Annotated in this window: 12 protein-coding genes; 7 read left to right on the forward strand and 5 right to left on the reverse strand. The window is 43.5% G+C overall.

Going from position 1 to position 13860, the window contains the following annotated elements; genetic code table 11:
* Positions 1–466: 466 nt before the first annotated feature.
* Together V7L05_RS26365 and V7L05_RS26370 are read right to left on the reverse strand one after the other, a co-directional pair.
* Positions 467–775, reverse strand: coding sequence for a hypothetical protein (locus tag V7L05_RS26365; protein WP_335168524.1), 309 nt, complete (start codon positions 773–775; stop codon positions 467–469).
* Between the two features lie 355 nt (positions 776–1130).
* Positions 1131–1355 carry a hypothetical protein gene (locus V7L05_RS26370; RefSeq protein ID WP_335168525.1) on the reverse strand — a complete coding sequence of 75 codons (225 nt, stop codon included), beginning with the start codon at positions 1353–1355 and terminating at the stop codon, positions 1131–1133.
* A gap of 298 nt (positions 1356–1653) precedes the next feature.
* On the opposite strand from V7L05_RS26370, the gene V7L05_RS26375 reads away from it, so the two are divergent.
* The 7 genes from V7L05_RS26375 to V7L05_RS26405 all read left to right on the forward strand — a co-directional run bounded on the left by V7L05_RS26375 (position 1654) and on the right by V7L05_RS26405 (position 12227).
* Entirely contained in the window at positions 1654–1929 is a 276-nt protein-coding gene (locus V7L05_RS26375) for a hypothetical protein (protein WP_335168527.1), read from the forward strand.
* A 40-nt stretch (positions 1930–1969) separates the two neighbouring features.
* Positions 1970–3352: an aminopeptidase P family protein gene (locus V7L05_RS26380; RefSeq protein ID WP_335168528.1), complete on the forward strand. Its 1383-nt coding sequence runs from the start codon at positions 1970–1972 to the stop codon at positions 3350–3352.
* 595 nt (positions 3353–3947) lie between these two features.
* Positions 3948–4433, forward strand: a complete 486-nt coding sequence (locus V7L05_RS26385; RefSeq protein ID WP_335168530.1) for a hypothetical protein — start codon at positions 3948–3950, stop codon at positions 4431–4433.
* A 154-nt stretch (positions 4434–4587) separates the two neighbouring features.
* On the forward strand, positions 4588–5481 hold the full coding sequence (locus tag V7L05_RS26390; RefSeq protein ID WP_335168532.1) for an alpha/beta fold hydrolase: 894 nt from the start codon (positions 4588–4590) through the stop codon (positions 5479–5481).
* A 377-nt stretch (positions 5482–5858) separates the two neighbouring features.
* Complete coding sequence (locus V7L05_RS26395; RefSeq protein WP_335168534.1) at positions 5859–7499, forward strand: AAA-like domain-containing protein; 1641 nt, start codon at positions 5859–5861, stop codon at positions 7497–7499.
* 65 nt (positions 7500–7564) lie between these two features.
* Positions 7565–8191 (forward strand): type I restriction enzyme HsdR N-terminal domain-containing protein, encoded by a 627-nt coding sequence (locus V7L05_RS26400; protein ID WP_335168535.1) that lies wholly within the window; start codon positions 7565–7567, stop codon positions 8189–8191.
* Positions 8192–8315: 124 nt separating this feature from the next.
* Positions 8316–12227: an AAA-like domain-containing protein gene (locus tag V7L05_RS26405; protein ID WP_335168537.1), complete on the forward strand. Its 3912-nt coding sequence runs from the start codon at positions 8316–8318 to the stop codon at positions 12225–12227.
* A gap of 72 nt (positions 12228–12299) precedes the next feature.
* Here the strand turns inward: V7L05_RS26405 and V7L05_RS26410 are convergent, their stop codons facing one another.
* The 3 genes from V7L05_RS26410 to V7L05_RS26420 form a co-directional block, all read right to left on the reverse strand.
* Positions 12300–12530: a hypothetical protein gene (locus V7L05_RS26410; protein WP_335168539.1), complete on the reverse strand. Its 231-nt coding sequence runs from the start codon at positions 12528–12530 to the stop codon at positions 12300–12302.
* An 18-nt stretch (positions 12531–12548) separates the two neighbouring features.
* Positions 12549–13340 (reverse strand): Uma2 family endonuclease, encoded by a 792-nt coding sequence (locus V7L05_RS26415; RefSeq protein WP_335168541.1) that lies wholly within the window; start codon positions 13338–13340, stop codon positions 12549–12551.
* A gap of 118 nt (positions 13341–13458) precedes the next feature.
* Positions 13459–13860, reverse strand: a complete 402-nt coding sequence (locus V7L05_RS26420; RefSeq protein ID WP_335168542.1) for a Uma2 family endonuclease — start codon at positions 13858–13860, stop codon at positions 13459–13461.

Genomic DNA, 13860 nt, shown 5'->3' on the forward strand with positions numbered 1-13860 from the left:
TACTCATTACATTAAAAATAGTTATTGGGGCTTTACAGCTATTTTCAGGTCAACCAATGCAAGGATTTTAGATTTGCGATTTTAGATTGACCCCGACCACGAGGGTGCGTAGCTCTGGGGATTGAAGAAAAGACGAAAATAGATTTTTAGCTATCTCTACGAGACGCTACGCGAGGGCTTAGAGCGAGTTCGCGAGCGTCTTGATTCTGAAGCCAAGCCGCAGAGCGTCTCCGGCTCCGCTCCTGAATTCTGACGAATGTATTCTTCTTCAACAAATCACCAATGGAAAAGAAATCTTGGTAGAGAGTGCATGGCGCTAGGAATAGGAAAGAAAGAGTGAAGGCGTTATTTATTCCTATCAAACATGGCATCGGGTGTCAGCTTCTCTTGCCTTGGAAGCAATAGTTCAAATAAAAATCCCTGCCACAGTGGACAGGGATAGTAATTTTTAGCTATGACTTGTCTGCTAACTGCTAACAAAATCTTTGTGGGCAGCGACAAGCATCTGAGCTTGTCTTAAAACGTTTCCGAATAAATAAATAGGAATCTGCCAAGCAGCAACAGTAACTTCTTTGACAATATCTTGTACACTAATTGCGATTAATTCATGCTCTAGCGGCTCTCCCTCAACTGTACCCGACCAAGTAAAAGCTAATAAGAAATCATCGTCTCCAGGCAAGGATGCAATCAAGCATTCTTCTGGTGTTGGCTGGCAAATAATTCCATAATCATTTGCAAGTTCTACTAGTCTTTGAAAGTTGGTTACGTTCGTCATTTGTTCTTTGGATGTAATTTAATCTCAGTTTTAGAAGAAATCATATTTTTATCTCCATAACTCAAGTTAGTTGCTCTAGACCATAAATTAAAAATTATTAATTATTCGGTCAGAGTTAGGAGTTATTGGAGATGCATTAGGCTTAAGTCCAAAATCTTACCGCGATCGCTTGGTTCTATCAGCAACAATTGCTACTTTTTTAAAAAAATCTAGACTACCTACTTTTTCGGTTTACGGTATTTACATACACCTCCCTTCGTTACCATTTCAATATTGAGGAAAGGCTAACCAATGACCCATGAAATATTGTTCCCACTGCATCTTTTCCCTGCAAAATAGTGTAGTCCACAGGTACTTATGGATTGAGAATGATTAATTTTTTATTATCTTTAGCCAAGAATAAATTATATTGACCGCCAATGCCACGAATTTCACAAATTGTCACAGGGGGTTTCATTCCCTGAGGTTCTATTTGTAATTGTCCAGCAATTTGGAGTTCAATATTGGCATTCCAAATCTTTACAACTTCTTCACGGAGCAATTGTTCAGAAATAGTTGAAAATCCTCTGAAATCAGACACGAGAACCGTAACTTTTCTGGGTTTTCCCCCAACTCTAACTCAGAAGGAGTTTCCAGGATATTGGCGACGATTTGATCATTTAGATAGTGACCGAGGGTTTTTTGCATCTCGGTAGCGCTTTGAGCAATATACTGAGTGAGTGCGATGCCTGGGTTGGGCTACGCCTACGCAGAACCTACCGTAATCGAGTAGAGAGGGGCAGACTTGAACTAAAAGACGTTCATCGAACTCACGTTACCTTAGAAATTAGTCATACAATCTTCACAAACTAGGGTCAAAGTTAAAGGAAAACGGAAACATGAGGATAAAAATCTTCAGAAGCATCTTTGCTGCTGTCAACTTGGCGCTAATTTCTGGAGGATTAGTTAGTTGTGTTCTTGAAGTACCGCAGCCAGTTGCTCCAACTGAGCAACAAAAACCAGTCCTACAACCTACCCAACAGCCAAACCAGGTAAAGCAGAAGGACAAAAATGACGACGACAAACATGGCGATCGCAAGAATGATAAAAACGACGACAAACATGGCGATCGCAAGAATGATAAAAACGACGACGATAAAGAAGATAACGACTAAATAAAGGCAAAAATATTACCTTTTCTTTGAGTTTCCATTTATGCTTATCCCAGAAACTTCTACTTCCCTAATCGATACTTTACGCCTCCGACGGCAACAATTAGGCAACCTGATTAATTTTCCCGCAATTCTCTGGTCAGGTAGCAACAGTCCGCGCAACTTTCCAGCAAATCCCTTTCCGTTTCGCGCCAGCAGTCATTTTCTCTACTTCGCCGGACTGCCATTATCAAAGGCGGTAATTCGTCTAGAAGCGGGCAAGCTAGAACTATTCATCGACGATCCCTCACCCAGCAGCGCCCTTTGGCATGGAGAAATGCCAACGCGCGAGGAAATAGCCCAGAAGATTGGGGCGGATGTGGCTCGACCAATGGCAGAATTAGAGTCTTGGGTAGAAGATGCCGCGACAATTGCTGTACAAGATGCGGCTACTTGGACGCAGCAATCGCAGTTATTAAATAGATGGATTTTACCACAAAGCCCTCCCCAAGGAATTGATTTGGAGTTAGCTAAGGCGATCGTTACCCTCCGTCTCACCCATGATCAAGCTGCATTAACCGAGTTGCGAAAAGCTGCGGCACTCACTGTTGAGGCACACAAAGCTGGTATGGCTGCAACACCTCAAGCCAAGCTGGAAGCAGAAGTTCGTGCAGCGATGGAAGGGGTAATTATTGCCCACAATATGACCACCTCATACAACAGTATTGTCACCGTTCACGGTGAAGTTTTGCATAACGAAGAATATCACCACCCTCTACAACCAGGTGATTTACTGCTTGCCGATGTTGGCGCTGAAACCCAGACGGGTTGGGCAGGTGATGTCACTCGCACATGGCCAGTTTCTGGTAAATTTTCATCAACCCAGAGAGATATTTATAATGTCGTATTGGCAGCCCATGATGCTTGCATTGCCAAAATACATCCTGGTGTAGAGTATGGGGATATTCATTTGCTAGCTGCTACGGTGATAGTTGAAGGTTTAGTAGAGTTAGGTATTTTACAAGGAAGTCCCGAAGATTTAGTAGAGATGGATGCTCACGCGCTGTTTTTCCCTCATGGTATCGGTCATCTACTGGGTTTAGATGTGCATGATATGGAAGATTTGGGCGATTTAGCAGGGTATGAAGAGGAACGTGAAAGGAGCGATCGCTTTGGTTTAAGCTACCTGCGTTTAAATCGTCCTTTGCGTCCAGGAATGTTAGTCACAATTGAGCCTGGTTTTTATCAAGTACCAGCAATTTTAAATGATGTCAATCTCCGCTCAAAATATCATAATGTCGTAAATTGGCAGCGTTTATCTGAATTTGCCGATGTGCGCGGAATCCGCATTGAAGATGATGTTTTAGTTACAACAGAAGGTCGCGAAGTTTTAACAGCCGCATTACCAAATAGTGCCGATGCTGTGGAAAATTTAGTCAATGCCTGAGTTCATACTGACAGGCATCCACAAAGGATGCCTAATTACTGGATTCACCTTTGATGTCGCCGAGCATTTAACTCATCCCCCGGCTTGAAGCCGGTAGATTTCGAGTCATTAGTCATTAGTTATTAGTACCAATGACCAATGACAAATGACTAATGACTAAATCGGCGGGCAGCTATTCCTTCCACCCCTTGAAGGGATGGGATTCCTGCCGATTTTCGTTTCTTCCATCTGCTCTGGAATTACTCCAGCAGCAATTCTGTCGAATTCTTCCTGTGAGTAAAATTTTTCTACCGTTATATTTGTGGACGCAGAAGGCATAGGTTCTGTTTTCCAATCATTCCGTTTGGCTATTCGCATAGTGGGACTTAGACAAAAAACACCCATAAAAAAGCCTCAAATCTATATACAGAGAGACTTTGACATTGTTTTGCTTGGTTGATTGATATATCTGGGTTTGAGCCGTTATTGAGCATTTGGTGTATTTCCCTTATACTGCATGGGTTTGAGGCTTGTTTATCCCGAAAAAATGTTTAAGTCCCGATAGTAAAAAAAATATAATATGATACCTCATGATATTTGAAATAATTCCAAATTCATGATCAAAAACCCCATAGGATTACTACTCAACGGAGTTATTGTCAGTTTAGGACTATTGCCATTATTAGCTCAAGCACAGCAGCCGGTTTCTGATACCCAAGTTGCGGCGATGGTAGAGGCGTTGCGACAGGCTGCACCGCAGACAAAAAATGCCAACGATGGACTTTACAGCGAATGGCAAGTTAAACCAGAAACTCTCAAAGGCTGGTCAAAAACTTGTCTCAAACGAGAACTAACACCGACGCAGTTTGAAAACAGCCCGGCGATCGCTCGCCAAGTTGTATCCTGTATTACACGCCGTGAGTTAAGCAATCAGTTGCACGCCACCAACAATAATGAAATTGCATCTGTGCGTGGCGCAGCTTGTTGGTGGATGACTGGTAGCTATACAGGTTGTGAAAAAGGCTTCACTGCTGACTATGTGCAAAAAGTTGTCCGCTTTTACCAACAACATATCTCAAAACCAGCAGCAACTCAATTATAAATGACGGGGGCTTTACCGAGGTTTTTTTCAATTTTGCTTCGAGAACTAGCATAGATTTATTTAAGCTTGCTACTATGGCAGAAGTTGTCTAAATTAATCTAAAGCCCTCCTACAAAGACGGGGTTTTTACGCAAAGTTCTGATAAATCTCAATAATGACAGTAACTACACGGCAGTTTGCAACCCAAGACGCTTTTGAAAAATTCTTTTGGAATTGGCAGGGCTATAAAATTCAGTATACTGTCATGGGTACAGGACGACCTCTGATTCTGGTTCACGGCTTTGGTGCTTCCATTGGACACTGGCGCAAAAATATCCCAGTTTTAGCTAATGCTGGCTACCAGATATTTGCCATAGACCTTTTAGGTTTTGGTGGTTCTGATAAAGCGCCCATTGATTACAGTGTGGAAGTTTGGGTGGAACTGCTGAAAGATTTCTGCACAGCACATATACACGAACCTGCTGTATTTATTGGCAACTCCATCGGCGCACTTTTGAGCTTGATAGTATTGGTAAAACATCCAGAGATTGCTGCTGGTGGTATTTTAATTAACTCTGCGGGTGGTTTGAGTCATCGTTCCCACGAATTGAACCCGCCGCTACGGATTGTGATGGCAGCTTTTAACAGGTTTGTGCGATCGCCAATTACAGGTAAATTTGTCTATAACCGCATCCGCCAAAAAGCCCAAATTCGCCGTACCCTCTACCAAATTTACCGCGATCGTGAAGCCGTCACCGATGAATTAGTCGATTTACTTTATACTCCCTCTTGCGATCCAGGAGCGCAACAAGTTTTCGCCTCCATTCTCACAGCCCCTCCTGGCCCCAGTCCAGAGGAATTATTGCCCAAAGTCGAACGTCCCCTTTTAATAATTTGGGGTGCTGACGATCCCTGGACACCAATTAGCGGGGCAAAGATTTACGAAGAGGCGCGTGAGAATGGTAAAGAAATCAAAATTGTTCCCATTCCTAATGCCGGTCATTGTCCCCACGATGAGGTTCCAGATGTTGTTAATGCCCAGATTGTCGATTGGCTAGCGCAAAGGTGATAATTTCGTCCCTAAGCTCGACTTTATCGATTTTTTGGCAACGCTCAAGCTGACGCTGAAACCTTTGTGGGACGGTAGCTTTACTTTTTGGATTTAACCGTGAATCAGTTACATGGAAAAAGTTTTTGCCAAAAAGCTAGGGTTTTTGCTCTATAAAGAGATGCAAGTCTTAATTTGGGATAAAGTCGAGCTAAACGCAAATTGCCAAGAAAAAACCGGGCATGAAGATTAGTTAGGTTGCTTCCGGCTAGGAATTACAGCGCTTTTCTTTCAATGAAATAGACTACATGCGTAGGGGCAGAATATATTGTGCCTAGTTATTTGCTGTAGTAAACTACATCTAAGTTAGAAGCCTGAATTCAATAGTTGATAGCGCTGTGAAAAAAATCCTGATTGTATCAGCTAATCCCACGACAACAGATAAACTCCGCTTGGATGAGGAAGTAAGGGAAATTCAGGAAGGGTTACAACGCTCTCGCAGCCGAGATAAGTTTGAACTGATTACTAAATGGGCAGTGCGTCCTGACGATTTGCGGCGTGCGCTTTTAGATCACGAGCCTCATATTATCCATTTTTCCGGACATGGGGGAGGAAATCAAGGTTTAGCCTTAGAAAATAATACAGGGCAAATGCAGCTGGTGAATACAGAATCACTGGCAAGGCTATTTAAGTTATTTAAGGACAAGGTTGAGTGTGTATTATTAAATGCCTGTTATAGCGAAGTGCAAGCTGAGTCTATTTACCAACACATTAATTGTGTGGTTGGGATGAATCGGGCAATTGGCGATCGCGCCGCAATTAAGTTTGCGGTAGGCTTTTATGATGCACTCGGCGCTGATAGGTCTTATGAGGATGCTTACGAGTTTGGCTGTAGCGCTATTGACTTAGAAAGTATTCTAGAGTCTTCCACCCCAGTGCTGAAAAGTCGGAACAATCCCCAAGCTGCTATCTCTGCTAACGAAACTATTCCAGATAGCGAGATAAAAACAGCAATCTCCTTAGAAAATCCAGAAGGGCAGGTATCTCTGAACTCTGCTTTCTATGTCGAGCGATCGCCTATTGAGGTAGACTGTTATGAAGCGATTCTTCAACCAGGGGCCTTAATTCGCATCAAAGCTCCCCGGCAGATGGGCAAAACTTCCCTCATGTCGCGGGTTCTCTATCATGCTAGTCAACATGGCTATCAGACAGCACCCGTAAATTTCCAGTCAGCCGATGCAGAATTTCTCGGTAATTTAGATCAGTTTTTGCAGTGGTTCTGTGCCAGCATTACTTACGATCTGAATCTACCAGAGAAGCTAGGCGAGTATTGGAAGGGTGTTTTAGGTAGCAAGAATAAATGTACAAATTACTTTCAACGGTATTTATTACCCGCGATTAATAGCCCCGTAGCTATAGGTTTGGATGAAGTCGATGAAGTCTTCAAGCATCCCATAATTGCTGCTGATTTTTTTGGATTGCTACGAGCTTGGCATGAACGGTCAAAGAATGAGACAGTTTGGAAAAATCTCCGGTTGGTGATTGTGCATTCTAAGGAAGTTTATATCCCACTCAATATTAATCAGTCGCCTTTTAATGTGGGCTTACCTATTGAGTTGCCATACTTAAATCAAATACAAGTACAAAACTTAGTACAGCGTCACAGACTCAATTGGTCTAACTCACAAATTGAAGAATTAATGACACTGGTGGGTGGTCATCCTTATTTAGTGCGGGTAGCGCTTTATGAAATTGCCCGTGGTCGGATGACGCTGGAAAATCTGCAAAAAATCGCTGCAACTCAGGAAGGACCTTACAGTGACCATTTACTCCGCCATTGGCTGAATTTGCAAGAGGATGCAGAATTGCTAGCGGCGGTCAAACAAGTGATGATGGCAAATAGCCCCGTGGATGTAGGTACAACTGAAGCGTTTAAACTCCGCAGTATGGGGTTAGTTAACTTTAAAGGCAATCAAGTAGTGCCTTTGTGTGATTTGTATAGGCAATATTTTGGGCATCGCTTGGGAATTAAAAATTAAAAAAGTACATTAGGAGGGGAATAGGACTTTTATCTGCAATTACCATTTAGCAAAAAGGATTAATAATGGTTCAATTTATTCAAGGAAGAGATATAACCTTAGCCGAACTCATCGATAAATTTGGGCTACAACGTGCAGACAACGAACAGTTTTTTTTAGAGTGGCAGCAAGATTTACCTGAGTTGAGTGATTTAGAAAAGCAATCTCTCAACGAAGTCAAGACAGAATATTTGCATCTATCGAAATATCCTATTTTAGAACCTGTAGTCAAAATAGTCGTGCTATCTCCACTATTGCGTCTAGCAGGTTTTTATCAACCGCCTTTTTACATCGCGTCGAAAGAAGAGGTCAGAATTTCTTCTGAAGACGAAGGCATGATTATCAGAGGACGTATTGATATCTTGGTGTTTCATCCTCCACTTTGGGTTCTCGTTATTGAGGCAAAACGAGCAGATTACTCCTTAGTGCCAGCAATTCCACAAGCATTGGCTTATATGTTGGCAGATGCAACTTCGGCAAAACCTGTTTTTGGGTTTGTCACCAATGGTAGTGAATTTCAATTTATTAAGTTGACGAAACAGAGTACACCGAGATATGCCTTATCTTATACACTGTCGCTTAATTGTGGGGATGACTTATATACTGTGGTAAAAGTCTTAAAACATCTAGCTGGTTTAATTCGTAATTTGTAATTATGACCTCTCCCTGGTTTTACTACGCAAAACCGTCCCTCTCCGATTCGGAGAGAGACAGACTTGAACTTTAGTTCAAGGCAGGGAGAGGTTTGTTTAACTCGCGCTGAATTTTTAATTGTTTATGACCCAGTACCAATATCAAGTCGGTGGTAGTCTGCCTCAAAATGCACCAACTTATGTTAGACGGCAAGCTGACCATGACCTCTATGAAGGCTTGAAAGCTGGGGATTTTTGTTATGTACTCAATTCTCGGCAGATGGGGAAATCTAGCTTGCGGGTGCAGGTAATGCAGCAGTTGCAAACTGAGGGATTTGCTTGTGCTGTTGTTGATATTACAGCTATTGGGACGGCAGATATTACGCCAAAACAGTGGTATGCCGGGGTGATTGATACTCTAGTGGGAAGTTTGAATATTTATACAACTTTTGATTTAGATACTTGGTGGACTGACAACGTTTTACTTTCACCAGTACAGCGTTTGAGCAAGTTTATTGAAACAATATTACTAAAAACAATTACTGAAAAGATTATTATTTTTATTGATGAAATTGACAGTGTTCTGAGTCTTTCATTCAACTTAGATGACTTTTTTGCAATTATCCGCGATTGCTACAACCGACGAGCAGACCATCCTGAATATAATTACCTTACCTTTGCTTTGATTGGAGTGTCTACGCCTTCAGATTTGATTCAAGACAAACGCCGGACACCTTTTAATATTGGACAGGCAATTGATTTGACTGGGTTTAAACTCCAAGAGGCGCAACCCTTGGCACATGGATTGGCAGAAGTGGGCGATTCTCAAGAGTTGATGCAGGTGGTGCTGGACTGGACGGGGGGACAGCCGTTTTTGACACAAAAAGTTTGTAAATTACTAGTGCAGGGAGGACTGGAGACTAAGAACTGGGGGTTAGGAGCTGGGGATTGGGTGGAAGAGTTGGTACGCAAGGGGATTATTGAGTATTGGGAGACGCAGGACGAACCGGAGCATTTGAAGACAATTCGAGACAGAATTTTGCAGAGTGGGGAACAGAGGACTGGGCGATTGTTGGGATTGTATCAGCAGATTTTGCAGCACGGAGAGATAGTAGCTGATGATAGTCCTGAACAAACGGAACTGCGGCTGACGGGGCTGGTAGTGAAGCGAGAGGGGAAGTTACAAATTTATAACCGGATTTATGCAGAGGTGTTTAAGCAGGAATGGTGCGATCGCATCTTAGCAAACTTGCGTCCTTACTCCGATACATTCAACGCCTGGGTTGAGTCTGAATGTCAAGATGAGTCGCGCTTGTTGCGGGGAAAGACTTTGTATGATGCTCAAGAATGGGCAGTAGGTAAAAGTTTAAGTGATTCGGACTATCAGTTTTTAGCTGCTAGCCAGGAATTGGAAAAGCGCGATGTGCAGAAAAGGCTGGAGGCAGAGGAACAGGCAAAGCAAGTTTTAGCAAAGGCAAACCACAAAGCTAATCAACGGATTCGTATTGGTTCTTTGGTGTTAGGACTGACTGGGCTGGGGGCAGTTGCATCATTAATATTTGCTCAATATGAATTGGGACAAGCAGGAACAGCAAAGGCAGAAAGAGATAATGCCCAAACAGAATTAAATAATGCTAAGACAGAAACCGCAGCAACCAAGCAAGAGAATCAGCGAATATTGGCAGACAATGCCAAAATATCACGCGACAATCAAAGGATATCGGAACAGGCAGCACAGGCAAAACGGAATCTTAGTAACGCAACTTCAAAACTGAATGCTGCAAATGCCAAAGTGAATCAGGCACAGCAAAACCTAAAACTAGCCCAAAACAAAGTCGCAGCAGCTAGTGCAAAGGCTAGTCAAGCTGAAGTACAGGCAAACCAAGCGATTCAACAACGACAAGAGGCACAACAGCAGCGTCAAAAAGCTGTTGCAGATTTAAATCGGGCAAGGCAAGAACAAAAGCAGGCGCAAATTGCTCTGAATGCGGCAGTCGATGCCAGAAAAGTTGCTTTAACGGCTACGCGATTGGAACGAGACGGAACAAATGCGTTGCGACTGTTTGATGATTTAAAGGAAATAGATGCTCTGCTACTAGCAGTACAAACAGCAGGAACATTGAAAAGTCTGGTCAAAGATAAACAATCTTTAGCAGAATATCCAGCATTCAGCCCTTTGTTTAGTTTACAGAGAATTTTATTTAATATTTATGAACAAAATCATCTGGAAGGGCATAGCTATTGGGTCAACAGCGTCGTCTTCAGCCCAGATGGTAAAACTTTAGCTTCCGGTAGTGCTGACAAGACTATCAAATTGTGGAATCTCGACACGGGCAAAGAAATTACCACTCTCAGGGGGCATAGCGGTTGGGTCAACAGCGTCGTCTTCAGCCCGGATGGCAAAACTTTAGCTTCCGCCAGTAGTGACAAGACCATTAAATTGTGGAATCTCGACACGGGCAAAGAAATTACCACTCTCATGGGGCATAGTGATTCGCTCAACAGCGTCGTATTTAGCCCAGATAGCAAAACTTTAGCTTCCGCCAGCAATGACAAGACTATCAAACTGTGGAATCGGGAAACGGGCAAAGAAATTACCACTCTCAGGGGGCATAGCGATTGGGTCAACAGCGTCGTCTTCAGCCCAGATGGCAAAACTTTAGCTTCCGGTAGTGCTGACAAAACCATCAAATTGTGGAATCTCGACACAGGCAAAGAAATTACCACTCTCAGGGGGCATAGCGTTCCTGTCCAGAGTGTCGTATTCAGCCCAGGTGGCAAGACTTTAGCTTCCGCCAGTGGTGACAACATCATCAAATTGTGGAATCGGGAAACGGGCAAAGAAATTACCACTCTCAGGGGGCATAGCGATTTGATCAAGAGCGTCGTCTTCAGCCCGGATGGCAAAACTTTAGCTTCCGCAAGTCGTGACAATACCATAAAATTGTGGAATCTTCACAGCGACAAAGAAATTACTACTCTCAGGGGGCATAGCGATTGGGTCAACAGCGTCGTCTTCAGCCCAGATGGCAAAACTTTAGCTTCCGGTAGTGCTGACAAAACCATCAAATTGTGGAATCTTCACAGCGACAAAAAAATTACCACTCTCAGGGGGCATAGCGATTTGATCAAGAGCGTCGTATTCAGCCCAGATGGCAAAACTTTAGCTTCCGCAAGTCGTGACGACACCATCAAATTGTGGAATCTCGACACGGGCAAAGAAATTTCCACTCTCAGGGGGCATAGCTCTCCAGTCAACAGCGCCGTATTCAGCCCAGATGGCAAAACTTTAGCTTCCGCAAGTGTTTACGACAACATCAAATTGTGGAATCTCGACACGGGCAAAGAAATTTCCACTTTGACTGGGCATAACGATTGGGTCAACAGCGTCATCTTCAGTCCGGATGGCAAAACTTTAGCTTCAGCCAGTAATGACCACACCATCAAATTGTGGAATGTCCACACAGGCAAAGAAATTTCTACTCTTAGGGAGCATAGCGATTCGGTCAATAGCGTCGTATTCAGCCCAGATGGTAAAACTTTAGCTTCAGCCAGTAATGACCACACCATCAAATTGTGGAATAGCGAGACGGGCAAAGAAATTTCCACTCTTAGGGGGCACAGTGGTTGGGTCAACAGTGTCGTATTCAGCCCAGATGGTAAAACTTTAGCTTCCGCCAGTATTGACAAGACCATCAAGTTGTGGAATGTGGACACAGGCAAAGAAATTTCCACTTTGACTGGGCATAGCTTTTCGGTCAAGAGCGTCGTCTTCAGCCCGGATGGCAAAACCTTAGCTTCCGCCAGTAATGACCACACCATCAAATTATGGAATCTCGACACGGGCAAAGAAATTTCCACTTTGACTGGGCATAACGATTGGGTCAACAGCGTCGTCTTCAGCCCGGATGGCAAAACTTTAGCTTCCGCCAGTAATGACAAGACTATCAAATTGTGGAATCTGAATCTTGATGATTTATTAGCACAGGGTTGCAGTTGGCTTAAGAGTTATTTGGCTAGCCATCCTGATGGGGCTAAGGTGTGTCCAAGGGAGTAGGTAGATGAGGGAGATGAGGGGGATGAGGGGGATGAGGGAGTTAATATTCATAAAAGGCGATCGCTTGGTAAATTAGAGATGCGATCGCACTTCTGAACTTGGCGTTTCGAGTTCCGAACACCAATGACCGAGCAAAAAGGTCGAAGTTCCGAGTTCCGAACACCAATGACCGAGCAAAAAGGTCGAAGTTCCGAGTTCTGAACACCAATGTCCGAGTAAAAAGGTGGAAGCTCCGAGTTCCGAACACCAATGACCGAGCAAAAAGGTCGAAGTTTCGAGTTCCGAACACCAATGACCGAGCAAAAAGGTCGAAGTTCCGAGTTAAACCTCCGGTTCTACCCCCAGCGCCTTTAACTGAGCGGCTAATCTCTCTGCACGCTGGCGTTCTTGTTCTGCACGCCGACTTTCTTGTTCTGCACGCTGACGTTCTTGCTCTGCAAGCTGTTGAGCAGTGTTTTTCTCTTGCCGTTCTTTTGCTGCTAACTCCAAACCCCAGAGTAATAGTTCGCCGTTGTCATCCCACCAACGTAACCAATAACCCGTGCGGTTTTCTCGGCTTCCTTGCCATACGCCTAAAAACAAGTTCATTTCGGCAATCCAGTGACGATTGTTTGCATCTGGTGTTTGCAGTTCATAATGTCCTAAATCATCTCGCCGATAAACTTCTAAAACTCCCTCCTCTGGTTCAAAAATGGCATAGTTTGGTACTTGTAAAATCTGCTCATAATAAAACCATTTACCTGGGGGATAGGTCGGTTTACTAGAATACTCTCCACCTTCGGTATCTGAGATAAATTCCATCACAATTACGGGAATATCACCTTGCAATCGTGGAGTATAACTGCGCTTTACTTCTTCTCGTGAAACTCGAATAGATGATACATATCCCCAATCTGGTGCTTTGATCACAAACCGATTATTCAATGTGGCACAGATGCCGTAATTAGTGATGGTTAAAGCATCGGCGGGCAATCTTCCAGCTAGTTCTAAGCTTTCTGTTAAAGCAGCAGCCAATAGTGGCTGATTAATGTTATCCACTGGCTCGTTCTCTAAAGCAAAATCATCCGGTAACTTTTCCCAGGTGACATCATGGGTGGCGGCATTGGCTAGCATAATCAGAATATCTCAAGTACAACTTCAATTTCTAATGGTTCGATTAAAAATAGGACTTACGCACGAGTTACGGAATAACGAACCGCAGAGGCGCAGAGTACACGGAGAAATCAGAGTTTCAGAGATATTTTGCGTAAGTCCTAAAAAAATTGCACAGGCCAATTTCAGTTTGTCTGTTGCTGGGAGAAAGAATTTCAAACACTACTTGTGGTGGAACTCCCTCCTCTTTCCATTGTTGGTAACACAAGCGATGTCTACGACGGGCTACGCCTACGCCTTTTGGTCTACCTAACACCACCATCACATCTGGGGCGTTAACAATTTTATTGCGTCCCTCTACCGGATACCAAAATAAATCCCCGGCGACAAATACATTTGGATTGTCTGCAAATAGCCAGTCTATATTCTGTTTAATTTCTACAATCCAGCCAAACTGTATGGTATTATTAGCGATTGGTTGTCCGTCACTATCTGGGTAGATGACCTCTGGCTGGGTCGGCGGTTGGATTTGCGATACCAT

The organism is Nostoc sp. (assembly GCF_036917755.1).
Classification (GTDB): domain Bacteria; phylum Cyanobacteriota; class Cyanobacteriia; order Cyanobacteriales; family Nostocaceae; genus Nostoc.